The sequence below is a fragment of the Kitasatospora hibisci genome (assembly GCF_043950205.1).
In the GTDB taxonomy this organism is placed as follows: domain Bacteria; phylum Actinomycetota; class Actinomycetes; order Streptomycetales; family Streptomycetaceae; genus Kitasatospora; species Kitasatospora hibisci.
In genome coordinates this window covers 3,022,229-3,045,666 of sequence record NZ_CP171642.1, presented here as the reverse complement: position 1 = coordinate 3,045,666, position 23,438 = coordinate 3,022,229, and the positions used below count along the sequence as shown (strand labels likewise).

Sequence of the window (23,438 nt, the reverse complement as noted above, 5' to 3'; positions counted from 1 at the left end):
CTGACGGGCTGCTATCGTCCGTCGCAACAACGGAGTACGGGAAGAGGCCTGGTCTGTCCGATCGATGGACGGATCGCCCCCCGGACCCGCGCAGTCTTCGATGATCCCGCGACGGTGCGACGCACCGCCGCGCAGGGTCTGCGAGAAACCCATCAAGTACCAGTGCCGCTCCGTGGTCGCAGGCCACGCCGACACACCGAGGTTGCCGTAACCATGCGTCACGACGAAGGAGTCCGTGGTGAGTGCTGAACTCACGAAGCTCGCCTCAGGCAGTTGCCACTTCGGGGACGCAGGCTGCGGCTTCCCGGCCCCGGGTCTGAACGAGTTCCAGTTCAAGCCGATCTTCACGATCGGCAGCGTCGAGTTCAACAAGCCGATGCTGCTGTCGATGGTCGTCGCGCTGCTGGTCGTCGTCTTCTTCTGGTCGGCCTTCGCCAAGCCCCGCCTCGTTCCGGGCAAGCTGCAGCTGGTCGCCGAGATCGGCTACGACTTCGTCAAGCGGTCCATCGTGCTGGAGACGATCGGCAAGAAGGGCGAGAAGTACGTCCCGATGCTCGTCTCGATGTTCTTCTTCATCTGGCTGATGAACATCATGTCGATCATCCCGTTCGCCCAGTTCCCGGTCACCGCGGCGATCGCGTTCCCGGCCGGCCTCGCGGCCGTCGTCTGGGTCACCTACATGACGCTGACCTTCAAGAAGCACGGCTTCGTCGGCGGCTTCAAGAACCTCTGCTGGCCCTCGGGCATCCCCGGCTGGGTCATGTTCATCCTGGTGCCGATCGAGTTCTTCTCGAACATCTTCGTGCGCCCCTTCACGCTCGCGGTCCGAGCCTTCGCGAACATGTTCGCCGGCCACCTGCTGATCGTGATGTTCTCCATCGCCTCCTGGTACCTGCTCAGCCCGACCCTGGGTGCGCTCTACGGCTCGGCCTCGTTCATCGTCGCCGTCGCCCTGACCGCCTTCGAGCTGCTGGTCCAGTTCCTGCAGGCCTACATCTTCGTGATGCTGGCCAGCAGCTACATCGCCGGTGCCCTCGAAGAGGCGCACTGAGCCAGGGGGCCTCGGCCCTCCCTGAACCAACTCCCGGATCGCCCGGTGGCCAATCACCACCGGTTCACCACCCCTGCAAAGGACAACTGCAATGAGCTTCCTCGCTGAGGGCACTGTCTACGGTTCCGTCGCTTCCATCGGCTACGGCCTCGCCGCGATCGGCCCCGGCATCGGCGTCGGTCTCATCTTCGGTAACGGTGTCCAGGCCATGGCCCGTCAGCCCGAGGCTGCCGGTCTCATCCGTTCCAACATGTTCATCGGCTTCGCGCTGACCGAGGCGCTGGCCCTCATCGGCATCGTCATGCCGTTCGTCTTCGGCAACAAGTAATCCCGCCGCAGACCCTTTCGAGGAAGGTCCAGATATGAGCATGGGCATCGTGGCTCAGCTTGCGCAGGAAGAGGAGAAGATGAACCCTCTCCTCCCCGCGTGGCCCGAGATCATCATCGGCCTGCTCTGCTTCTTCATCGTCTTCGGCCTGCTCGGCAAGAAGCTCCTCCCCAGCATCGAGAAGGTGCTGTCGGAGCGCCGGGACGCCATCGAGGGCGGGATGGAGCGGGCCGAGGCCGCTCAGGCTGAGGCCCAGGCCCTGCTTGAGCAGTACCGCGCCGAGCTCGCCGAGGCGCGTCACGAGGCTGCCCGCATCGTCGAGCAGGCTCGCGAGCAGGGCGCGGCCCAGCTCGGCGAGATGCGCGAGGAGGGCCTGCGTCAGCGCGAGGCCATCGTCGCCGCCGGCCACGCCCAGATCGAGGCCGACAAGAAGCAGGCGACTGCCGCCCTGCGCCAGGACGTGGGTTCGCTGGCCTCGCAGCTGGCCTCCCGCATCGTGGGTGAGTCCCTTGAGGACCACGCGCGGCAGAGCGGCGTCATCGACCGCTTCCTGGACGAGCTGGAGGCCAAGGCCGCCGTTGCTCAGGGTGCGGCCAAGTGATCGGCGCTAGCCGCGAGGCCCTCGCCTCCGGGCGGCAGAACCTGGAGGGTCTGACCGACTCCACTTCGGTGGACGCGGCCAAGCTCGCCGAGGAGCTCACCGCCGTCACGGTCCTGCTGGACCGTGAGGTGTCGCTGCGCCGCGTCCTGACCGACCCGTCCCGGTCGGGTCAGGACAAGGCCCAGCTGGTCTCCTCGCTGCTGGCCGGCCAGGTCTCCGGCGAGACGGTGGACCTGGTCTCCGGCCTGGTCCGCTCCCGCTGGTCGGGTGCGCGCGACCTGGTCGACGCGACCGAGGAGCTGGCCGCGTACGCCGAGGCCATCGCCGCCGACAAGGCCGGTGTCCTGGACGACGTCGAGGACGAGCTGTTCCGGTTCGGCCGGGTGGTGAGCGGCTCGCACGAGCTGCGCACCGCGCTGACCGAGCCCAAGGCCGGTGCCGCCGCCAAGGCGGAGCTGATCAAGAAGCTGCTCGGCGGCCGCGCCAACGCGGGCACCGTCCGACTGGTGATCGCCCTGGTCAACCACCCGCGTGGCCGTAGCCTTGAGCAGGGCCTCGAGTCCTACTCGAAGCTCGCCGCCGCTCGGCGCGGGCGTGTGGTGGCCCTGGTCACCACCGCGGTGCCGCTGTCGGACGTCCAGAAGGAGCGCCTGTCGGCCGCTCTGGGCCGGATGCACGGCCGCCAGGTCCACCTGAACATCGACGTCGACCCCTCGGTCGTCGGTGGTGTCCGGGTCCAGATCGGCGACGAGATCATCGACGGCACCGTGTCGAGCCGCCTCGAAGGCGCTCGCCAGTCGCTCGAAGGCTGAGCACCGAAGCACATCCGACCCTCGGTCGGGACCCGGCTCCACCGGAGCCGGCAAATCGTACGGCCGGTTCGAGAGACCCGGCCGAGAGTCGAATACTTGCGGCCCTCAATGGCGGGCCGAGGATCGCAAACTAGGAGAGCAGGGAAGCCTGATGGCGGAGCTTACGATCCGTCCGGAGGAGATCCGGGACGCGCTGGCCGACTTTGTCCAGTCGTACCAGCCGGACGCCGCTTCTGTTGAAGAGGTCGGCACGGTCACCGAGGCCATGGACGGTATTGCCAAGGTCGAGGGTCTGCCCTCGGTCATGGCCAACGAGCTGCTGAAGTTCGAGGACGGCACGCTCGGCCTCGCGCTGAACCTCGACACCCGCGAGATCGGTGTCGTCGTCCTCGGCGAGTTCAGCGGCATCGAGGAGGGCCAGACGGTCCGCCGCACCGGCGAGGTCCTCTCGGTCCCGGTCGGCGACGGCTACCTGGGCCGCGTCGTGGACCCGCTGGGCAACCCGATCGACGGCCTGGGCGAGATCGCCGCCGAGTCCCGCCGCGCCCTGGAGCTGCAGGCCCCCGGCGTCATGGCCCGCAAGTCGGTCAAGCAGCCGCTGCAGACCGGCATCAAGGCCATCGACGCGATGACCCCGATCGGCCGTGGCCAGCGTCAGCTGATCATCGGTGACCGCCAGACCGGCAAGACCGCGGTGGCCGTCGACACGATCATCAACCAGCGCGACAACTGGCGCTCGGGCGACCCGGAGAAGCAGGTCCGCTGCATCTACGTCGCCGTGGGTCAGAAGGGCTCCACCATCGCGTCCGTCCGCGGCGCCCTGGAGGAGGCCGGCGCGCTGGAGTACACCACCATCGTGGCTGCTCCCGCCTCCGACCCGGCCGGCTTCAAGTACCTCGCCCCGTACACCGGTTCGGCCATCGGCCAGCACTGGATGTACGCCGGCAAGCACGTCCTGATCATCTTCGACGACCTGTCGAAGCAGGCCGAGGCCTACCGCTCCGTCTCCCTGCTGCTGCGCCGCCCGCCGGGCCGCGAGGCCTACCCGGGTGACGTCTTCTACCTGCACTCCCGCCTGCTGGAGCGCTGCGCCAAGCTGAACGACGAGCTGGGCGGCGGCTCGATGACCGGTCTGCCGATCATCGAGACCAAGGCGAACGACGTCTCGGCGTACATCCCGACCAACGTCATCTCCATCACCGACGGCCAGTGCTTCCTGGAGTCCGACCTGTTCAACGCCGGCATCCGCCCGGCCGTGAACGTCGGTATCTCGGTCTCCCGCGTCGGCGGCTCCGCCCAGATCAAGGCCATGCGCTCGGTCGCCGGCCGCCTGCGCCTGGACCTCGCCCAGTACCGTGAGCTTGAGGCCTTCGCCGGCTTCGGCTCCGACCTGGACGCGGCCTCCAAGGCCCAGCTGGAGCGCGGTGCCCGCATGGTCGAGCTGCTGAAGCAGGGCCAGTACCAGCCGTTCCCGGTCGAGGAGCAGGTCGTCTCCATCTGGGCCGGCACCACCGGCAAGCTGGACGACGTCCCGATCGCCGAGATCCGCCGCTTCGAGCGCGAGTTCCTCGACTACGTCCGCCTGCAGCACAAGGACCTGCTGGCCGGCATCGTCGAGACCGGTCTGCTGGCCGACGGCACCGTCGACGCGCTGACCAGCGCGATCGAGGCCTTCAAGCAGGGTTACCAGACCGCCGACGGCAAGCTGCTCTCCGAGCAGGCCTGAGTCCGGTAGCGAGGGAAAGGACGTAACGACCCATGGGAGCACAGCTTCGGGTCTACAAGCGCCGGATCCGCTCTGTCACCGCGACGAAGAAGATCACCAAGGCGATGGAGATGATCTCCGCGGCGCGCATCGGCAAGGCGCAGCGCGCGGTGGCGGCCTCCGCTCCGTACGCCGACGAGCTCACCCGGGCGGTGACGGCGGTGGCCACCCGGTCCAACGCCAAGCACCCGCTCACCACCGAGAACCCGAACGCCACGCGTGCGGCCGTCCTGCTGATCACGGCGGACCGCGGCCTGGCCGGCGGTTACTCGTCCAACGCCATCAAGGCCTCGCTGACGCTCACCGAGCGCCTGCGCGGCGAGGGCAAGGACGTCGTGACCTACGTCGTCGGTCGGAAGGGCCTGTCGTACTACACCTTCCGCGGCCTGGCGGTGGGCAACTCGTGGACGGGCTTCTCGGACAAGCCGACCTACGGTGACGCGAAGACGGTGGCGGCCGAGCTGATCGAGGCCTTCACGGCCGAGACGGACGGCGTGGACGAGCTGCACGTGGTCTCGACCGAGTTCGTGTCGATGCTCACGCAGGACGCCGTGGCGTCCCGGCTGCTGCCGCTGAAGCTGGACGAGGTCCAGCTGAGCGACCAGAAGCCGGCCAAGTCGGAGATCTTCCCGCTGTACGACTTCGAGCCGTCGGCGGAGGGCGTCCTGGACGCACTGCTGCCGCGGTACGTCGAGAGCCGGATCTACAACGCGCTGCTGCAGTCGGCAGCCTCCGAGCACGCCGCCCGCCGCCGCGCGATGAAGAGCGCGACGGACAACGCCGGCGAGCTCATCAAGTCGCTCACGCGGCTTGCCAACTCGGCCCGTCAGGCCGAGATCACCCAGGAAATCAGCGAGATCGTCGGTGGCGCCAACGCGCTCGCTGACGCGAGCCGCGGGAGCGAATGAGTATGACCACCACTGTTGAGCCGACCACGGCGACGGGCCGCGTCGCGCGGGTCATCGGCCCGGTCGTCGACGTGGAGTTCCCCGTCGACGCGATTCCGGACATGTTCAACGCCCTGCACGTCGAGGTCGACAACCCCGACGGCACGGGCAAGAAGACCCTGACCCTGGAGGTCGCCCAGCACCTCGGCGACGGTCTGGTCCGCGGCATCTCGATGCAGCCGACCGACGGCCTGATCCGTGGTGCGCAGGTCACCGACACCGGTGCCGCGATCTCGGTGCCGGTCGGCGACATCACCAAGGGCAAGGTCTTCAACGCCCTGGGTGAGGTCCTGAACGTGGACAAGGCGGAGTTCGACTCCCAGGTCCAGGTCCGCTGGCCGATCCACCGCAAGGCCCCGAACTTCTCCGAGCTCGAGTCGAAGACCGAGATGTTCGAGACCGGCATCAAGGTCATCGACCTGCTCACCCCGTACGTCCAGGGTGGCAAGATCGGTCTGTTCGGTGGTGCCGGTGTCGGCAAGACCGTTCTGATCCAGGAGATGATCTACCGCGTCGCCGAGAACTTCGGTGGTGTGTCGGTGTTCGCCGGCGTCGGCGAGCGCACCCGTGAGGGCAACGACCTCATCGACGAGATGGTCGACTCGGGCGTTCTGGACAAGACCGCGCTGGTCTTCGGCCAGATGGACGAGCCGCCGGGCACCCGTCTGCGCGTGGCCCTGTCCGCCCTGACCATGGCGGAGTACTTCCGCGATGTGCAGAAGCAGGACGTGCTGCTCTTCATCGACAACATCTTCCGGTTCACCCAGGCCGGTTCCGAGGTGTCGACCCTGCTCGGCCGCATGCCCTCCGCGGTGGGTTACCAGCCGAACCTGGCCGACGAGATGGGCCTCCTGCAGGAGCGCATCACCTCGACCCGCGGTCACTCGATCACCTCGATGCAGGCGATCTACGTCCCCGCCGACGACCTGACCGACCCGGCTCCCGCCACCACCTTCGCCCACCTGGACGCGACCACCGTTCTGTCGCGCCCGATCTCGGAGAAGGGCATCTACCCGGCCGTCGACCCGCTGGACTCCACGTCCCGCATCCTCGACCCGCGGTACATCGCGCAGAACCACTACGACACGGCCGTCCGTATCAAGGGGATCCTGCAGAAGTACAAGGACCTCCAGGACATCATCGCCATCCTCGGTATGGACGAGCTGTCCGAGGAAGACAAGATCACGGTCCACCGGGCCCGTCGCATCGAGCGCTTCCTCTCGCAGAACACCTACGTGGCGAAGCAGTTCACCGGTGTCGAGGGTTCGACCGTGCCGCTGTCGGAGACCATCGAGGCCTTCAACGCGATCGCGGACGGCAAGTACGACTCCGTCCCGGAGCAGGCCTTCTTCATGTGCGGTGGCATCGAGGACCTCGAGAAGAACGCCGCCGAGCTCGCGAAGAAGTAGTCGCGGCCGGTAGCAGCTGAGTGACCGTGAGGGGTGGCCCCCGAGCCTGGGGACCGCCCCTCACGTCGCATCGGCTGTGATTCCGGTCAAATCCGTGCCGCCGGTTTCATGCCGGAGGCGCGGGGCCGTTATTCTTACCGAAACTCCCGAGTAATCGGGGGTTGCATGAGCCTAGGAGCCCACGTTGGCTGAGCTGCACGTCGAGCTGGTCGCAGCCGACCGCAAGGTGTGGTCCGGTGCGGCCACCATCGTCGTCGCCCGTACGGCCTCCGGTGACACCGGCATCATGCCGGGCCACACCCCGGTGCTGAGCGTGCTGGAGACCGGTCCGGTCACCATCCGCACGGTGGACGGCGGCACCGTCATCGCCGCTGTGCACGGCGGCTTCATCTCCTTCGCCGACAACAAGCTGTCTCTGCTCGCGGAGATCGCCGAGCTGGCGGACGAGATCGACGTCGCGCGTGCCGAGCGCGCACTGGAGCAGGCCAAGTCGGACCTGGACCAGCACGCCGAGCGCCGCGCCGAGGTGCGGCTGTTCGCGGCGCGCGGTCTCAAGGCCCACGCCTGAGTGCGCCGGACCCCGGCTTGGCGGGGTCGACCGACGGTCCCGGGGACGCGTGAGCGTGACCCCGGGACTGTCGTCTCAGTTGGTAGGTCAACGCGGTCGCCTGATACGACCGATACGGGGAACGCGGGTAGCGAGGAGGTAGGTGAGCATGGTCCTCGCCCTTGTGGTGTGTGCGGCGGTCGTGGCGCTGGGTGTGATCGGCCTGGTCGCGTTCGCGGTACGCCGCCGTGTGATCCAGCGGGCGGGTGGCACCTTCGACTGCAGCTACCGGCTCAAAATGCCCGCCGACGCCTCCACGCAGCCCGACCTCGACGAGAACGGCAAGCCCACCTCAGCCCCGGTCCCCCAGACCGACGGCAAGGGGTGGGTTTTTGGTATCGGCCGCTACAGCGGCGACTCGATCGAGTGGTTCCGGGTCTTCTCGTACGCCCCGCGCCCGCGCAAGGTGCTGCCGCGCCGGGAGATCGAGGTGCTCGGCCGGCGCTACCCGGAGGGCCAGGAGGAACTGGCCCTGCTCTCCGGCTCGGTGGTGCTGCGCTGCCTGCACAACGGCGCGCCGCTGGAGCTGGCGATGAGCGAGGACGCGCTCACCGGCTTCCTCGCCTGGCTGGAAGCCGCCCCACCCGGGCAGAGGGTCAACGTCGCGTAGCGACGAGACCCTCGGGGTGGGGGTACCTCCCGGCCGGAGGCTGGGGGCGGTCAACGTCGCGTAGCGACGAGACCCTCGGGGTGGGGGTACCTCCCGGCCGGAGGCTGGGGGCGGTCAACGTCGCGTAGCGACGAGACCCTCGGGGTGAGGGGGTTAACGGCGCTTAACCGGCCCGGCTACGCTGGCCGCATGGTCAATCTGACGCGCATCTACACCCGTACCGGCGACGACGGCACCACCGCGCTGGGCGACATGAGCCGGACCACCAAGACCGACCCGCGCCTGGTCGCGTACGCCGACACCAACGAGGCGAACGCCGCGATCGGGGTCGCGATCGCCGCCGGCGGGCTCGGCGTGGACGTCGCCGCCGTGCTCACCCGGGTGCAGAACGACCTCTTCGACGTCGGCGCCGACCTGGCCACCCCGGTGGTGGAGGACCCGAAGTACCCGCCGCTGCGGGTCCTGCAGTCCTACATCGACAGGCTGGAGGAGGACTGCGACCGCTTCCTGGAGCCGCTGGAGAAGCTGCGCAGCTTCATCCTCCCCGGCGGCACCGTCGGCGCCGCCCACCTGCACCTGGCCTGTACGGTGGTGCGCCGGGCCGAGCGGGCCACCTGGGCCGCGATCGAGGAGCACGGGGACACCGTGAACCCGCTCACCGCCAAGTACCTCAACCGGCTCTCCGACCTGCTGTTCATCCTGGCCCGGACGGCCAACAAGGAGCAGGGCGACGTGCTCTGGGTGCCGGGCGAGAACCGCTGAGCCGCCGCCGCGGCCCGCGCGCCGGGCCGCGGCTCAGCGGCTCTGCGGGACCTTCCAGCCGACCACGTGCCCGTTCTCGACGATCGCGCCGGCCGGCGGCTCCTTGGGCCAGTGCGAGTAGCAGCCGGCCACGATCGCGTTGATCACGGCCGCCGTGCCCAGCTTCACGTACCAGCCGGTGAAGTCGGAGAAGTGGGCGGCGCCGGCGGAGAGCGTCACCAGCAGGGTGATCAGGGAGAGCGTGACGCCCGCCGAGACCGCCGTCCGGCCGGCGATCCGCCACTCGTGGCGGGTCCGCTCAGGCCCGTACTTGGGCGAGCGCGGGGGCTTGGGCCCGCCGGCGTAGCGGTGCTGGAACCGTCCGTCGGCCCAGCGGACGACGGACGGCCCGTAGCCGATCGAGAAGCCCGCGTAGCTCGCGGCCAGGGCGTGCGTCCAGCTCACGGCGGAGCCGCCGCGCAGGTCGAGGACGGTGAGGGCGAACAGGGTCAGGTCCACCACCGGCAGGCCGACCAGCAGCACGGTGTTCAGGGTCCGCAGCCGCAGCAGGTAGCGGGTGGCCAGGCCGAGGCCGAGCAGGACCCAGAAGGCGACCTCGGCCGCGACGATCAGTGTGACGATCATGATGAACACCCCGTTTCCACGATGCCTCCAGCCTCCCGGGCGCGGGCGCGCCCGGCGTCGTCGCCGGAGCCGAACCGGGCCTGCATCTTTCGATGTACCGCGGCTCCTCCGCGCACCCGAGCCGGGGGCCGGTCCGGAGATGATCTGATGGGTGTCGTGCGCAGACCGACACTCACCCCGCGGCAGGAGGACCGGGCGATCGCGCTCTTCGGGTTGCTCGGGGGGCTGCTGCTGATCGCCCTGAAGGCGTACGACCACACCTTGACGATCCCGCGCTGGGCGCCCGTCCCCGCGTTGCTGGTGATGGCCGTGCTGGAGCTGGTCCGGCGCACCCGGCCGGTGCTCGCCGTGACGGTCGGCGGGTTCGCCTTCGCGGCGAGCGTCTTCACCGGGGCCCTGCTGGCGACCAGCCTGATGTACACCGACCTGCTGTACGCCGCAGTGCTCTACGGCACCCCGAAGATGTCGCGGATCCTGCACCTGACCGGTGCGGCCTCGGTGCTGGCGCTCTCCACGCTGGTCCTGGTCTACAGCGACGCCTCCGACGCGGTGGCCGTCGTGGTGCTCGCCACGCTGATCTACCTGGCGCCGGTCTGGACCGGCGACCTGGTGCGCAAGCACCGCGAGGAGGCGGACACCCAGCGGCTGCGGGCCGAACAGACCGCGCTGCTCTCCGAGATGGACCGGCGGGAGGCGGTGAGTGCCGAACGGGCCCGGATGGCACGAGAGTTGCACGACGTGGTGGCCAACCACCTGTCGGCCATCGCGATCCACGCCACCGGCGCGCAGTCGGTGGCCCGGCGCCGCCACCGGCCCGAGGACGACCCGCTGGTGGAGGCGCTGGGCGTGATCCGGGAGAACAGCGTCCAGGGTTTGGCCGAAATGCGCCGCATGATCGGGCTGCTGCGGGACAGCGGCGGGGGCGAGGCCGACGAGTCCTACGCCGCGCCCGATCTGCAGGCCGTCGACGCGCTCCTGGCCAAGGCCAGGGCGGCCGGCCAGGACGTCGGACTGGACTTCGAGTTCACGGAGAGTGGCGAGCGGGGTGAGCTGGCCGTACCGGTCGGGCTGGCGGCCTACCGGATCGTGCAGGAGGCGCTGACCAACGCGCTCAAGCACGCCGGCCCGGGCCGGGTCCTGGTCCGGCTCGACTACCGGCCGGAGGAGCTGTGGATCGCCGTCGACAGCCCGTACCGCACGGGAGCGGGCCAGGAACTGCCCGGCGCCCGGGCGGGCATGGTCGGGATGCGGGAGCGGGCCGGCCTGCTCGGCGGCAGCTTCGCGGCCGGTCCTGAGGGCGACTGCTGGGAGGTGCGCGCGGTGCTGCCGCGGGCCCTGGTGACCGAGACCGAGGAGGGGCGGGCATGACGATCCGGGTGCTGGTGGCTGAGGACCAGGCGGCCGTGCGGGCCGCGCTGATGATGATCCTGCGGGCCGAGCCGGACCTGGAGGTGGTCGGGCAGGCCGCGGACGGGGAGGAGGCGGTGCGCCTCGCGCTGGAACTCAGGCCCGACGTGGTCCTGATGGACGTGCAGATGCCCCGCCTGGACGGGGTCTCGGCGACCCGCCAGGTGGTCTCCGCGGGGGCGGCCCAGGTGCTGGTGCTGACCACCTTCGACCTGGACGAGTACGTCTACGGCGCGTTGCGGGCCGGAGCGGCCGGGTTCCTGCTCAAGGACCTGGAGGCGGACGCCCTGGTCGAGGGCATCCGCACGGTGGCGCGCGGGGACGGCATGCTGGCCCCCTCCGTGACGAGGCGGCTGATCGGCACCTTCGCCCGCCCGGAGCGCACGGTCGGGCCCGCGGCGCGGGAGGCCGTGTCCGGCCTCACGCCACGCGAGCGGGAGGTGCTGGCCTGCATCGGGGCCGGGCTCTCCAACGGCGAGATCGCCGGGCGGTTGGCGATGGCGGAGGCGACCACCAAGACGCACGTCAGCCGGATCCTGGCCAAGCTGCAGCTGCGCAGCCGGGTGCAGGCGGCGATCCTGGCACAGGACGTCGGTCTGACCATCTGACCGACCGGCCCGCTCGTCCGACCGGTCGGTCACAGATCACACTCCCGGTTGGCACCACGGCGCGCCGATCGGCACTAAAGTCGCGCGGTGAGCGATGCGGCTCGTGGTGGGTGACCCCTGCGCTGAGCCGCCTTCAGGGCCCGCCCGCAGGGCGGCGACGTCATCGGGAGACCCAGCCATGAGCAATGCGTCCAGCAAGCAGATCGCCGTGATCGGCGCCGGCCTCATGGGAGCCGGCATCGCCCAGGTCTCCGCCCAGGCCGGCCACCCGGTGGTGCTGCGGGACGTGACCGAGGAGGCGCTGCAGCGCGGCCTCGCGGGCATCCGCGCCTCGTACGAGAAGTTCGTCTCCAAGGGCAGGCTGTCGGCCGAGGAGGCCGAGGCGGCGCTGGGCCGGATCACCACCACCACCGACCTGGGCGCGGTCGCCGAGGCCGACATCGTGGTCGAGGCCGTCTTCGAGCAGCTGGAGGTCAAGGAGGGCGTCTTCCGGGAGCTCGACAAGCTGGCCAAGGACGGCGCGGTGCTGGCCTCCAACACCTCGGCCATCCCGATCACCCGGATCGCCGCGGCCACTCAGCGCCCCGAGTCCGTCGTCGGCGTGCACTTCTTCTCCCCGGTGCCGCTGATGAAGCTGGTCGAGCTGGTCCGCGGCTACAAGACCAGTGACGAGACGCTGGCCACCGTCCGCGCCTTCGCCGAGGGCGTCGGCAAGGAGGTCGTGGTGGTCAACCGCGACGTCGCCGGCTTCGTGACCACCCGCCTGATCACCGCGCTGGTCGTCGAGGCCGCCAAGCTCTACGAGTCGGGCGTGGCCACCGCCGAGGACATCGACACCGCCTGCCGGCTCGGTTTCGGCCACCCGATGGGCCCGCTGGAGACCGCCGACCTGACCGGCGTCGACATCCTGCTGCACGCCGCCCGGAACATCTACGCCGAGACGCAGGACGAGAAGTTCGCCGCACCGGAGATCATGGCGCGCATGGTCACCGCCGGTGACCTGGGCCGCAAGAGCGGCCGGGGCTTCTACCCGCACCCGGCCAAGTGACCCGCCGGGGCAGGTGACGCGGCGGGCCGCGCGGTCGCAGGACCGTACGGCCCGTCCCGCCGGGGCGGGTGAGTTTCCTCACGCCGGGTGCCGCAGACGGGTGATTTGGGCGGTAATCGAGCGTAGGTGTGGAGAGTACCTGCGTATATTCCCTCGGACGAGTGAAGTTGCTTCAGATCTGGCCGGAACCAGCAACCTGCGGAGCTGGTTCCCCGTCAGATGAGGGGGAACCCGGCCCGGGCTGACGACGCCGCGGCCGGTCCCGGGCGCGGGGCTCAAGGCCCGCCCGGACGGACACCGCCCGACCCCGGACCCGGCACGGCCGGGGCGGGCCGACCTGTACCAGTGACCCGCCAGGCGGAGGAGGAGACCATGCGCATCACGGGCGACCACGCGGCGCTGGCCATCGAAGGCCGCCTCGACGTGCGCACCGCCGCCGACGCGCGGGTCCGGCTGCACCAGGCCGTCGACGGCGGGCGGGGCGATCTCGTCCTCGACCTCGCCCGGCTGGAGTTCTGGGACGCCACCGGCCTCGGCGTGATCATGGGTACCCACCGGCGGGCCGGCCGGATCGGCCGGCGGCTGGTGCTGCGTTCCGTCCCGGCCCAGCTCCAGCGGCTGCTGGTGGCCACCCGGCTGCACCGCATCCTCGCGGTGGAGGGCGTGGTCGCCGAGGCCCGCGGCGCTACCCTGCCCGCGCTGGGCCCCGCGCTGTAGGGCCTGCGCAGCCCTGCCGAGGGCCCCTGCCGCCGGCCCCGGACCGCCTCCGGGGCGGGACCCCCCTGCACGCGCGCGGGCGGATGTGCAAGAGTCTGCCGTCAGATGAACGGCCGCCGGGCCCGGGAGCGGCTCCCCGGCCCACCGCAGGGCGGGGTGCCCGGCCCGAGTGCGGCCGTACGCAGTGGCCGGCAGGACAAAGGGGCGGAGCAGATCGTGGGACAGCCATCCGGTGAGTTCCGGCAGGAGGCCGTGCGCACCCGAGGCGGTGAGCTGGTCTCCGGCGGCCTGCTGGTGACGGTCGGCACCCCGGACGGCTCCGAGGTCCGCCCCTGCCCCGAGGAGTGGCGCCCGCAGCCGCGCCGGATCGGACGCAGCGAGCCCGCCCGCGGCCCGGCCGGCGGCCCCGGCCGCGCGGTCGGCCCGCTCGCCCTCGGTGCCGGCCCCGCCGACCTGCCGCTGCTCGACCGCGAGGCGGACGTCGCCCAGTTGCTCGGTCTGCTCGCCGAGGGCCGCTCGATACGGCTGGTCGGCCAGGCCGGCTCGGGCCGCAGCGCCCTGCTCTCCGCCGTGGCCGAGGCGGCCGGCGACCTCGCGCCGGGCGGCGTCGTCCAGCTCTGCGGGCACCACCGCACCGCCGCCGACCTGCTCCAGGACCTCTTCGCCGCCACCCACCACGCGCCCGGCTTCCGCCCCGACCCCGGGCAGCTCGCAGGGCACCTCGCCCGGGTCGGCGCCGTCGTGGTGATCGACGAGGTCGAGCCCACCGGCGCCGAGCTGGAGCAACTGCTCGCGGCCGCGCCGGACTGCGCCTTCCTGATCTCCGCCGCGCCCGACGGTCCGCTGCTCCCGGCCGACTCCCGGCTCCAGGACCACCTGGTCGCAGGACTCTCCCGGGCCGCGTGCCTCGCGCTCACCGCCCGGCTGGCCGGGCGGCCCCTGGACGCGGCCGAGAAGGCCTGGGCGGTCGACCTCTGGTTCGAGTCCGAGGGGCTGCCGCTGCGCTTCGTCCAAGCCGCCGCGTTGCTGCGGCAGCGGGACGTCGCGGTGGACGCGCTGGTGGCGGCCGAGGAGGACCGGCTGGACGTCTTCGGCGCGGTCCGGGCGCCGGTCCACGACCCCGACCCGGCGGTGCGCGAGGGCGAGCTGCGCCGCAGCGTCCCGCTGCCGTCGGTGGCCGAGACCGCCTCGCCGGCGGTCCGGCTCGCCGAGGGGCTGAGCGAGCCGGCCCAGGCCGTGCTGCGGCTCGCGGTGGCGCTCGGCGGCGAGTGCCCGACCGCCCCGCACCTGCCCGCGCTGATCGACGTCGGCCAGGGCGAGAGCGCGCTGCACGAACTCGCCGACGCCGGGCTGGCGGTGTCCATCGGAGGCCACCACCGGCTGACCGCCGGCGCGCTCGAACTGCTCGCCCCGCACTGGCCGGCCCGCGGTTGCACCGACGGCGCCGCCCAGCACTTCGCCTGGTGGGTCGGGCACAGCTCGGTCTCGCTGGAGCAGATCGCGGCCGAGGCCGAGGTGGTGATCGGCGTCCTGCTGGCCGACCGGACCGCGGGCCGGCACGCCTCCGTCGTCCGGCTGGCCCGTGCGGCGGCCCCCGCGCTGGCGCTGGCGCTGCGCTGGGGAGCCTGGGAGCGGGCGCTGCGGCTGGGGCTGGACGCCGCCCGCGAGACCGGTTCCCGGGCCGACGAGGCCTGGTTCCACCACGAGCTGGGCGTGTTCGCGGTCTGCGTGCAGGAGCCCGGACGGGCGACGGCCGAGCTGGAGGCCGCACTGGCCCTGCGGGCGGCCGTCGGGGAGCCGCGGGGGGCCGCGGCCGCCCGCCGGATGCTCGACCTGCTGCGCGCCGAGGGGCGGCAGCTCCCGTCCGGGGAGCAGGCCGCCCCGACGCCGCCCCGACGCCCCGTCATCCGGGCGATCGCTCAGGTGCCGTGGCGCTTCAAGACGACCCCGGGCACGGTCGGGCGCACCCGGCGGACGGTGGTCGCCGCCTCGGCGGCGGTGCTGGCGATCGGGGTGCTCGGCACCGCGGTGGCGCTGACCGTGGCCGGGCCGGAGGAGCACCGGGGCGCCGATCCGCACAGCAGCCCGTACGACGGCACCGGCGTGCCCGTCGGGCCGCCCTCCCCGCGGCCGAGCCTCAGCCCGGCGGCGGGCGCGGCGTCCCCGGAGAGCCCGGGCGAGTCGCCGACCGCGGACGAGACCGAGCCGGAGCCCTCGGCGAGCACGAGCGGGCCGTCGCACTCGCCGTCGGCGTCGAGGAAGCCGAGCAGGTCGCCGGCCGCGGGCGAGACCGCGACCGCGGAGCCGTCCACCCCGGACCAGCCGGCCCCGCCGCCGGTCGTGCCGCCCGTGCAGACCCCGGTCCAGCCGGGCCCGCAGCCGTCGGTGACGCGCGGGCCGGCCCCGAGCCCGACCTCCGCGCCGACCACGCCGTCCACCTCGCCGTCGGCGAGCACCGGCCCCTCGGGCACGGTGACGCCGTCGGGCTCGCCGAGCCCGACGGCGTCACCGACCACCTCCTCCTCCTGACGGATCAGGGGGAGGTCCCGGTCAGAACAGCTTCAGCTTGTCGTCGTCGATGCCGCGCAGCCCGTCGTAGTCCAGCACCACGCAGCCGATGCCGCGGTCGGTGGCCAGCACGCGGGCCTGCGGCTTGATCTCCTGCGCGGCGAAGACGCCCTTCACCGGGGCGAGCAGCGGGTCGCGGTTGAGCAGCTCCAGGTAGCGGGTCAGCTGCTCGACGCCGTCGATCTCGCCGCGCCGCTTGATCTCGACGGCGACCGTGGTGCCGTCCGAGTCGCGGCAGAGGATGTCGACAGGGCCGATGGCGGTGGGGTACTCGCGGCGGATCAGCGACCAGCCCGCGCCCAGCACCTCCATCCGGTCCGCTAGCAGCTCCTGCAGGTGCGCCTCGACGCCGTCCTTGATCAGGCCCGGGTCCACCCCGAGCTCGTGGGACGAGTCGTGCAACACCTCCTCCAGCGTGATGATGAGCTTCTCGCCGGCCTTGTTCTCCACCGTCCAGACCCCGTCGGCCTCCTTGAGAGCGCACGGCGGGGACATCCAGTTGAGCGGCTTGTAGGCGCGGTCGTCGGCGTGGATGCTGACGCTGCCGTCGGCCTTGACCAGGATGAGCCTGGTGGCGGAGGGCAGGTGGGCGGAGAGCCGACCGGCGTAGTCGACTGAGCAGCGGGCAATTACGAGACGCACGGTCGACCACGCTAGCCCACCGGGGCCACTTGATGCGATTCCGCGACCACGGGGTGAAGAATCCGCGAACCCCCGCGACCGTGGGAGCCCCGGCGATCCGGCGAAGGTGCGTCGGCACCCTGGCGCGCACACCCATGGGCGGCTACCGTGTGTGACGGCATGCTCGCAGGTGCGCTGTCAACGGGGATGGAGACTTCAGATGAACGATCCGACGGTATCCGGCCAATCTGGTGCACCGAGGCGTATTTCCGGAGCAATCCGCAGGAACCACCGGCCTGGTCCGCCCCCGACTGCCACGCTGTTCTGAGCGGCCGGCGCTCCCGACGCGTCCCCGGACGCGTCCCGGACGCCGCCGCCTTCGCACGATGCCGGAAACAGCCGCCCGACGGCGTTCCGGACATCACGCGCGATGACGCCCACCACCCTCAGCTGCACCTACGCATCACCACCCGGGCGCCGCGCGGGTGGACTGTGAGAGGAGAACCCATGTCGCTCGACGTCTCACCGGCCCTGCTGGAGAAGGCCGAGCGGGGCGAGGTCGACGAGCGCGAATTCGTCGACTGCGTCCGCGTCTCCCTGCCGTACGCCTGGGAGCTGATCAGCTCCCTGGTCGCGCAGGCGAAGGTCGACGGCACCGACTTCGCCGACAACCAGGTACCGCCGCCCAGCGAGCAGGCCCGCGGCCAGCTCCTCCGGGCCCTCGCCAGCGACGCCATCCGGGGCGCCCTGCAGCGCCACTTCGGCGTCCGGCTGGCCTTCCAGAACTGTCACCGGGTGGCGGTGTTCCTGCCGTCGGACTCCAACCGGGCGCGGTTCGAGCGCTTCACCTCCGTCCGGGAGCAGCTGCTGAACCAGTCCGAGGAGCTCCGGGACTGCTGACCGGCCACCGGGCCCGCCGCGCAGCGGGCCGGACCGCCGACGGGCCGCCCCGCTCCCCTCGACGGGGGCGGGGCGCCGGCGTCAGCCCAGTTGCGGCAGGACCTCGGAGCCGAGCCGGGCGATGTTGTGCAGGGTCGCCTCGCGGTCGCCGCTGCCCTCGGCGAGCAGCGCGAAGCGGCGGATGCCGGTCCGCTCGGCGGTGGCCAGCAACCGGTCGGCGCACTGCTTCGGGGTTCCCACCGCGTGCAGGTCGCACAGGAGCTCGGTGTACTGGTGCGGGTCGCGCATCTTGCGCTCCCGGCCGTCGACGGTGCGGTGCGCGCCGAGCCCGTACTCGAACCAGCCCGGCATCGACCGCAGCAGGGTGTCCCGGGCCGTCGCGGTGCGGTCGTCCACCTGGGCCACGCCGGCCGCGACGTGCTGGCGCTCGACCCGGCGCAGCTGCTCCTCGCCGCGCCCGGCGGCCCGCCAGGCCTCCCGGTACAGCTCCAGCATCTGCAACTTGTCGTCGTCGCCGGAGTGCATGCCGAGCAGCATCGGCAGCCCGCGCTCGGCGGCCAGCCGGACCCCGCCGGGCGAGGTGCAGGCGACCACCACCGGCGGTCCGGCCACCGGGCGCCCCGCAGCGGTGAGTTCCCCGCCGGCGTCGTCCGCGTCGGCGTCCTTGCGCTGACGGGGGAACCGCAGCAGCCCGGACTGGTCGCCGAGGCCGAGCCAGGTGCCGAGGTCCGGCCGCCGCGGCGGCTCGGTGGCCCGCGGCACCACGGCCACCTCGGGGAAGCTGAACTGGGGCCCGTCCGCGCCGACCCGGGAGCCGCGCAACCACCGCAGCAGCAGGTCGAGCCGCTCCGGGAAGCCCTGTTCGAAGGCGTCCACGCCGCTGCCGAAGACGTCCAGGTCGATCCACGGGCCGCCGCGTCCCACGCCGAGGGTGAACCGGCCGCCGGATGTGAGGTGCAGCAGGGCGGCCTGTTCGCCCAGCGCGACCGGGTGGGCGGTGGACAGCACGCTGACCGCCGTGCCGACGCCGATCCGGCGGGTGCGGCCGAGCAGCAGTGCGGCGAGCGTGGCGGCGTTCGGACAGACCCCGTACGGGACGAAGTGGTGTTCGGCCAGCCAGACGCTGTCCAGACCCGCGTGCTCGGCCTCCACGGCGGCGCGGACGGTGCGGTCCAGCGCCTCACCGTGGGTCTGGCCGGGGAACTGCGCCGAGAGCAGGAAGACGCCGACGCGTACCGGCGCGGTGTCCGCGGGCAGGGCGGCGGAGCGCTGCGGCGCGGGCACCGGGGTGCCGGGGGCGGCGGTCACCGGGCCGGCGGGCGGTCGGACCCCGACGGACCGACGGGTCTGGGCGTGGGCGCTGGTCTTGGTCATGGGGTGGCCTCCTCGGGTGCGCGCAGGGTCTGCGGTCCCCGCCTGTCCCCTTGTGAGTAACCGATGTCATGTGCCAATGGCACGCGGAACCACGAATTTCACAGAAGAACGGGTGGATATCACCGGAAACACCGGAGTGTCGGGCGATGCCGTGATAGTGGCTCTGGGGAGGAGTCAACGGCCTTAGGCTGGAACGGTTCCGAGCCCCCCGAGAGAGGTAGCACCGACGTGTCGCCCCGCCGCAACCGGATCAAGAGCGCCGCCGATCGCGAGCCGGCGGAGCGGGCAGCCGCCCCGCTGGGCGGCTCGCTGCGCCGCACCGAGAACTACCGCGGCGACGACTGGGTGGTGCAGACGGTGGCCGGCACGGCCGGACGGCACTACCGCTGCCCGGGCTGCGACCAGGAGATCCCGCCCGGCGTCGGCCACGTGGTGGCCTGGCCGATGCACGGCGCCGGGGTGGACGACCGCCGGCACTGGCACCGGGCCTGCTGGGGCGCCCGCGAGCGACGGGCCTCCAACCTGCAGCGCGGACGCGGCGCCCCCCGCTACTAGCAGAGTCCTGCACGGGGGGCGCCGCGTCCGGAGGGCCGGTCAGGCGTCGCGCTTCTTCAGCACCAGTGCGCCGCCCACGAGGGCGGCCAGCGTCCAGGTCAGGCAGATCGCGAACCCGGCCCACGGGCCGTACGGCTGGCCGTGCTGTTCGTAGACCAGCAGCATCCGCGAGCCGGCGTAGTCCGGGAAGTAGTGGGCCAGCGTCTTGACCTTCGGCACCGCCGAGAGGATCGGCGAGAGCAGGAAGAAGAACGGCACCAGCACGCCGAGGGCCAGCGTCTGGTTGTGCAGCATCGCGGTGACGCCGGCCGAGAAGAGGCAGAGCATCGTCAGGTAGAGCGCGGCTCCGAACACCGCACGGAGCACGTGCGGCTCGGTGAGGCTGGTGGAGTGCTCGCCCAGCAGCGCCTGGCCGACGAAGAACGTGATGAACGCGGTGACCAGGGAGACGGCGAAGGCCAGGGCGCCGAGCACCACGGCCTTGCCGGTCAGCAGCGTGCCGCGCTGCGGGACGGCGGCCAGGGTGACCCGGATCATCCCGCTGCTGTACTCGTTGCCGATCGCCAGCACGCCGAAGACGATGATGGCGAGTTCGCCGAGAATGATGCCGGAGAAGGCCGTCCCGGTGGCGTCGAACGGGGTCTCCTCGCCGCGCCGGAACTCCGCGAAGTTGTTGTTGGTCAGCAGGGACAGCAGCGCGCCCAGGCCGACGGTGACGGCGAAGGCGAGGGCGAGCGTCCAGACCGTCGAGCGGACGCTGCGGATCTTGGTCCACTCGGAGCGCAGGATCGCCGGGAAGGACGCCATCTCAGTTCTCCTCCGTGCCGCGGGCGGCCGGCTGCCGCGCCGTACGGTCCTGCCAGCCGGTGCCCCAGGCGCCGCCCGCGTCGGCCGCGTCGCGGCCCTCGTTGGCCCCGGCGTGGTATTCCACCGAGTCGGCCGTCATCTGCATGAACGCCTCCTCCAGGGAGGCCTGTTGAGGGCTGAGCTCGTGGAGCACCACACCGTGGGCGGCGGCCAGTTCGCCGAGCTCGGCGAGGTCCCCGTCGACCACCTCGTACGAGCCGCCCGGGCCGGGCTCGGGCCGGATCCCGCCGCCGGCCAGCACGTCCAGCAGCCGCTCGGGGTGCGGGGTGCGCAGCCGCACCGCGGAGCGGGAGTTGTGCCGGATGAACTCGGCCATCGGCATGTCGGCGAGCAGTCGCCCCTTGCCGATGACGACCAGGTGGTCGGCGGTGACGGCCATCTCGCTCATCAGGTGGGAGGAGACGAAGACGGTCCGGCCCTCGCCGGCCAGCCGCTTCATCAGGTTGCGGATCCAGAGGATGCCCTCCGGGTCGAGCCCGTTGACCGGCTCGTCGAACATCACGATCTCGGGGTCGCCGAGCAGCGCCGAGGCGATGCCCAGACGCTGGCCCATGCCGAGCGAGAAGCCGCGGGCGCGCTTGCGTGCGACCGAGGTGAGGCCGACGAGGGAGAGCACCTCGTCGACCCGGGCGGTCGGGATGCGGTTGCTCTGGGCCAGCCAGAGCAGGTGGTCGCGGGCGGTGCGGCCGGGGTGGACCGCCTTGGCCTCCAGCAGCGCTCCGATGTACTTCAGGGGCTCGCTGAGCTGCCCGTACCTCCTGCCGTCGATGGTGACCCGGCCGGCCGTGGGCCGGTCCAGGTCGAGGATCATCCGCATGGTGGTGGACTTGCCCGCGCCGTTGGGACCGAGGAAGCCGGTGACCACCCCCTGCGGTACCCGGAAGCTCAGCCGGTCCACGGCGAGGGTCTTCCCGTAGCGTTTCGTCAGGTCGTGCAACTCGATCATTCGCGCTCCCTTACTCTCCGTCAGGCTATGACAAACCGGACGGGGCGGCCCGCTGAGTGGGCCCGCCGGGCGCACCGGAATACGGTGGGCCCCATGACCCAGCTCCCCTCCGCAGTGTCCGTCCGCGAGAGCGGTTCCGGAACACCCCTCGTGCTGCTGCACGCCTTCCCGCTCGACGCATCGATGTGGTCCGCCCAACTGGACGCCCTGCCCGGACCGACCGGCCACCGCGCCCGGGTGCTCGCCCCCGACCAGCGCGGGTTCGGCGGCACCGAGCTGGGCACCGGTGAGCCCTCGCTGGACGCGGTCGCCGACGACGTCGCCCTGCTGCTGGACGCGGCCGGGATCGAGCGGGCCGTGGTCGGCGGCCTCTCGATGGGCGGGTACGTCGCGCTGGCCTTCGCCCGCCGCCATCCGGACCGGCTGGCCGGCCTGTTGTTGGCCAACACCAGGGCCACCGCCGACGCCGAGGCGGTCCGCGTCAACCGGGAGCGGATCGCCGCCGCGGTGCTGGCCCGCGACAGCGTCCAGCTGCTGCTCGACGAGAAGGTGGCGGCGAACCAGCTCGGCCCGGACTCCGGTCACCTGGTCGAGCGGGTGCAGAAGATGGTCGCCGGGGCGGCGCCGGCCGCGGTTGCCTGGGCGCAGCGGGCGATGGCGGCCCGGCCGGAGGCCCTGGACGTGCTGGCCGGACTCCGGGTGCCGGCCGCGGTGGTGGCGGGGGAGCGGGACGGCCTGGTACCGCTCTCCGAGGCGGATCTGATGGTCCGGGCCCTGCCCGACGCCGAGCTGACCGTCGTCCCCGGTGTGGGCCACCTGAGCGCGCTGGAGGCGCCCGAGGAGTTCAACGCCGCGGTGTGCCGGCTGCTGGAGCGGGTGGCGGGATGAGCGGGCGCAGCGGGGAACGGGGTGGCGGGATGAACGAGCACGGCGGCGAGCCGGGTGCCTGGGACTTCTCGGCGCTGGAGGTCACCGGTCGGATGCCCGTCACCAACCGCGGGGAGAGCCTGGTCGAACTGACCCTGGAGCCGCTCGGCGAGGACTACTGGCTGCGCCCGGGGGAGACGTTCATCGTGACCTCGTACGGGGACTACGGCTCGGGGCACCCCTTCGAGGTGCAGTACTGGCCGGACTCGGTGTCGGTCTGGTGCACCTCGTGGTTCGGCACCGTCTCGGACGACGACGGCAACCAGCTCAGCTGCGGCCACCAGCGGCCGGACGGGGCCTACCCGCGCTGAGCCGCGGCGGGTCGGCGGACAGCGGAACGGGCCTCCGCCCCGGGAAGGGGTGGGGGCCCGTTCGGCCGGAGCGTCAGCGCGACTGCTGGGCGGGCACGCCCATGGTGTCGTCGTTCGGCAGGGAGGCGGCGGCCACGGCCGCGCCGGTCAGCGTCGCCAGCATCTCGCGGACGTTGGTCAGCTGGGCGTTGATGCTGTCGCGGCGGTTGGTGAGCGCCGCCAGCTCGCGCTCGGATTCGCTGCGGATCCGGTCGGCCTTGGCGTTGGCGTCGGCCACGATGTCCTCGGACTGGCGCTGGGCCGTCTCGACGGTCTGCCGGGCGCGACGCTCGGCGTCGGTGCGCAGCTTCTCCGCCTCCAGACGCAGCTGCTCGGCGCGGTGCTCGATCTCGGCCAGGCGCTTCTCGGCCTTGGCCTGACGGGCGGCCAGGTCACGCTCGGACTGCTCGCGGCGCTTGGCCAGGTTGGTCTCGAACTCCAGCGCGGCCTGGGCGGCCTTGGTGCGGGTCTCCTCGAAGAGGGCGTCCGCCTCCTCGCGCTTGTTCTGCGCGTCCTTGTTGGCCTCGGCGCGCAGCTGGGCGGCGTCGCTCTTGGCCTTGTCGACGATCCGCAGGCCCTCGTCCTCGGCCTTGGCCTTGCGGTCCTTGGCGTAGTTCTCGGCCTCGGTGCGGACCTGCTGCGCGGCGGCCTCGGCGAGCTCGCGGTGCTGCTCGGCGGCGCGGTGCGCCTCGTCGCGCAGGTCCTTGGCCTCCTCCTCGGCGAGACGCAGGATCTTCTCGACCCGGGCGCCGAGGCCGGCGTACGAGGGCTCCTGCTCGGCGACCGCCGCCTGGGCGGTCTGGGTCTCCAGGTGGAGCTCCTCGATGCGCTTCTCCAGCGCGCTGATCCGGGTCAGCGCACTGTCACGGTCGGCCACCAGCTTGGTGATCCGCTCGTCGACCTGGGCACGCTCGTACCCACGGCGCACCAGGTCGAAGCCGTGAGGGGAGTGACTGTCGCTCATGGGGTTCTGGGCTTCCTGTCGTCAAACCGCTGAGGTGGTTGAGGGAATCCTGACACGGTACCGGAGTGTC

25 protein-coding genes are annotated in these 23,438 nt (G+C 71.9%); 19 read left to right on the top strand and 6 right to left on the bottom strand.

Annotated elements, in window-relative coordinates; all coding sequences use genetic code 11:
• The first annotated feature begins 238 nt into the window (after nt 1-238).
• The 10 genes from atpB to ACF9IK_RS12865 all read left to right on the top strand — a co-directional run bounded on the left by atpB (nt 239) and on the right by ACF9IK_RS12865 (nt 8,892).
• Complete coding sequence (atpB, locus tag ACF9IK_RS12910) at nt 239-1,051, top strand: F0F1 ATP synthase subunit A (RefSeq protein ID WP_395294361.1); 813 nt, start codon at nt 239-241, stop codon at nt 1,049-1,051.
• 91 nt (nt 1,052-1,142) lie between these two features.
• Nucleotides 1,143-1,379 carry an ATP synthase F0 subunit C gene (gene atpE / locus ACF9IK_RS12905; RefSeq protein ID WP_148642913.1) on the top strand — a complete coding sequence of 79 codons (237 nt, stop codon included), beginning with the start codon at nt 1,143-1,145 and terminating at the stop codon, nt 1,377-1,379.
• Nucleotides 1,380-1,419: 40 nt separating this feature from the next.
• On the top strand, nt 1,420-1,980 hold the full coding sequence (locus ACF9IK_RS12900; RefSeq protein ID WP_395294360.1) for a F0F1 ATP synthase subunit B: 561 nt from the start codon (nt 1,420-1,422) through the stop codon (nt 1,978-1,980).
• Nucleotides 1,977-2,792 carry a F0F1 ATP synthase subunit delta gene (locus tag ACF9IK_RS12895; RefSeq protein WP_395294359.1) on the top strand — a complete coding sequence of 272 codons (816 nt, stop codon included), beginning with the start codon at nt 1,977-1,979 and terminating at the stop codon, nt 2,790-2,792. The genes ACF9IK_RS12900 and ACF9IK_RS12895 overlap by 4 nt, the downstream gene beginning before the upstream one ends.
• A 151-nt stretch (nt 2,793-2,943) precedes the next feature.
• Nucleotides 2,944-4,518 carry a F0F1 ATP synthase subunit alpha gene (atpA, locus tag ACF9IK_RS12890; RefSeq protein WP_395294358.1) on the top strand — a complete coding sequence of 525 codons (1,575 nt, stop codon included), beginning with the start codon at nt 2,944-2,946 and terminating at the stop codon, nt 4,516-4,518.
• Between the two features lie 32 nt (nt 4,519-4,550).
• Nucleotides 4,551-5,465, top strand: a complete 915-nt coding sequence (locus ACF9IK_RS12885) for a F0F1 ATP synthase subunit gamma (RefSeq protein WP_395294357.1) — start codon at nt 4,551-4,553, stop codon at nt 5,463-5,465.
• A 2-nt stretch (nt 5,466-5,467) separates the two neighbouring features.
• Nucleotides 5,468-6,913 carry a F0F1 ATP synthase subunit beta gene (gene atpD / locus ACF9IK_RS12880; RefSeq protein WP_395294356.1) on the top strand — a complete coding sequence of 482 codons (1,446 nt, stop codon included), beginning with the start codon at nt 5,468-5,470 and terminating at the stop codon, nt 6,911-6,913.
• 184 nt (nt 6,914-7,097) lie between these two features.
• Nucleotides 7,098-7,481, top strand: coding sequence for a F0F1 ATP synthase subunit epsilon (locus tag ACF9IK_RS12875; protein WP_395294355.1), 384 nt, complete (start codon nt 7,098-7,100; stop codon nt 7,479-7,481).
• A gap of 148 nt (nt 7,482-7,629) precedes the next feature.
• Nucleotides 7,630-8,130: a DUF2550 domain-containing protein gene (locus tag ACF9IK_RS12870; RefSeq protein WP_238865240.1), complete on the top strand. Its 501-nt coding sequence runs from the start codon at nt 7,630-7,632 to the stop codon at nt 8,128-8,130.
• Between the two features lie 189 nt (nt 8,131-8,319).
• On the top strand, nt 8,320-8,892 hold the full coding sequence (locus tag ACF9IK_RS12865) for a cob(I)yrinic acid a,c-diamide adenosyltransferase (protein ID WP_395294354.1): 573 nt from the start codon (nt 8,320-8,322) through the stop codon (nt 8,890-8,892).
• Between the two features lie 33 nt (nt 8,893-8,925).
• Here the strand turns inward: ACF9IK_RS12865 and ACF9IK_RS12860 are convergent, their stop codons facing one another.
• On the bottom strand, nt 8,926-9,516 hold the full coding sequence (locus ACF9IK_RS12860; protein WP_395294353.1) for a hypothetical protein: 591 nt from the start codon (nt 9,514-9,516) through the stop codon (nt 8,926-8,928).
• 147 nt (nt 9,517-9,663) lie between these two features.
• Between ACF9IK_RS12860 and ACF9IK_RS12855 the strand changes: the two genes are divergently transcribed.
• From ACF9IK_RS12855 to ACF9IK_RS12835, 5 genes are all read left to right on the top strand, one after another.
• Nucleotides 9,664-10,884, top strand: coding sequence for a sensor histidine kinase (locus tag ACF9IK_RS12855; protein ID WP_395294352.1), 1,221 nt, complete (start codon nt 9,664-9,666; stop codon nt 10,882-10,884).
• Nucleotides 10,881-11,531, top strand: a complete 651-nt coding sequence (locus ACF9IK_RS12850) for a response regulator (RefSeq protein ID WP_395294351.1) — start codon at nt 10,881-10,883, stop codon at nt 11,529-11,531. Before ACF9IK_RS12855 ends, ACF9IK_RS12850 begins: the two co-directional genes overlap by 4 nt.
• Before the next feature lie 178 nt (nt 11,532-11,709).
• Complete coding sequence (locus tag ACF9IK_RS12845) at nt 11,710-12,579, top strand: 3-hydroxyacyl-CoA dehydrogenase family protein (protein WP_395294350.1); 870 nt, start codon at nt 11,710-11,712, stop codon at nt 12,577-12,579.
• Nucleotides 12,580-12,951: 372 nt separating this feature from the next.
• A complete protein-coding gene (locus ACF9IK_RS12840) occupies nt 12,952-13,296 on the top strand; it encodes an STAS domain-containing protein (RefSeq protein ID WP_395294349.1) in 345 nt (114 codons plus the stop codon).
• A gap of 216 nt (nt 13,297-13,512) precedes the next feature.
• Complete coding sequence (locus tag ACF9IK_RS12835) at nt 13,513-15,825, top strand: ATP-binding protein (RefSeq protein WP_395294348.1); 2,313 nt, start codon at nt 13,513-13,515, stop codon at nt 15,823-15,825.
• Between the two features lie 21 nt (nt 15,826-15,846).
• Here the strand turns inward: ACF9IK_RS12835 and nucS are convergent, their stop codons facing one another.
• Nucleotides 15,847-16,506, bottom strand: coding sequence for an endonuclease NucS (gene nucS, locus ACF9IK_RS12830; protein WP_395294347.1), 660 nt, complete (start codon nt 16,504-16,506; stop codon nt 15,847-15,849).
• Between the two features lie 486 nt (nt 16,507-16,992).
• Between nucS and ACF9IK_RS12825 the strand changes: the two genes are divergently transcribed.
• Nucleotides 16,993-17,385, top strand: coding sequence for an SCO5389 family protein (locus ACF9IK_RS12825; RefSeq protein ID WP_395294346.1), 393 nt, complete (start codon nt 16,993-16,995; stop codon nt 17,383-17,385).
• A gap of 81 nt (nt 17,386-17,466) precedes the next feature.
• Here the strand turns inward: ACF9IK_RS12825 and ACF9IK_RS12820 are convergent, their stop codons facing one another.
• Nucleotides 17,467-18,759, bottom strand: coding sequence for an LLM class flavin-dependent oxidoreductase (locus ACF9IK_RS12820; protein ID WP_395294345.1), 1,293 nt, complete (start codon nt 18,757-18,759; stop codon nt 17,467-17,469).
• 228 nt (nt 18,760-18,987) lie between these two features.
• Between ACF9IK_RS12820 and ACF9IK_RS12815 the strand changes: the two genes are divergently transcribed.
• Nucleotides 18,988-19,314, top strand: a complete 327-nt coding sequence (locus ACF9IK_RS12815; protein ID WP_395294344.1) for an ATP/GTP-binding protein — start codon at nt 18,988-18,990, stop codon at nt 19,312-19,314.
• A gap of 39 nt (nt 19,315-19,353) precedes the next feature.
• Here ACF9IK_RS12815 and ACF9IK_RS12810 read toward each other — a convergent pair whose 3' ends face one another.
• Both ACF9IK_RS12810 and ACF9IK_RS12805 read right to left on the bottom strand, forming a co-directional pair.
• A complete protein-coding gene (locus ACF9IK_RS12810; RefSeq protein ID WP_395294343.1) occupies nt 19,354-20,121 on the bottom strand; it encodes an ABC transporter permease subunit in 768 nt (255 codons plus the stop codon).
• A gap of 1 nt (nt 20,122) precedes the next feature.
• Entirely contained in the window at nt 20,123-21,127 is a 1,005-nt protein-coding gene (locus tag ACF9IK_RS12805; protein ID WP_395294342.1) for an ABC transporter ATP-binding protein, read from the bottom strand.
• A 93-nt stretch (nt 21,128-21,220) separates the two neighbouring features.
• Between ACF9IK_RS12805 and ACF9IK_RS12800 the strand changes: the two genes are divergently transcribed.
• On the top strand, nt 21,221-22,015 hold the full coding sequence (locus ACF9IK_RS12800) for an alpha/beta fold hydrolase (protein WP_395294341.1): 795 nt from the start codon (nt 21,221-21,223) through the stop codon (nt 22,013-22,015).
• A gap of 29 nt (nt 22,016-22,044) precedes the next feature.
• Complete coding sequence (locus ACF9IK_RS12795) at nt 22,045-22,365, top strand: hypothetical protein (protein ID WP_395294340.1); 321 nt, start codon at nt 22,045-22,047, stop codon at nt 22,363-22,365.
• Between the two features lie 73 nt (nt 22,366-22,438).
• On the opposite strand, the gene ACF9IK_RS12790 is transcribed toward ACF9IK_RS12795, so the two are convergent.
• Nucleotides 22,439-23,368, bottom strand: coding sequence for a cellulose-binding protein (locus tag ACF9IK_RS12790; protein WP_238865206.1), 930 nt, complete (start codon nt 23,366-23,368; stop codon nt 22,439-22,441).
• Nucleotides 23,369-23,438 lie beyond the last annotated feature (70 nt).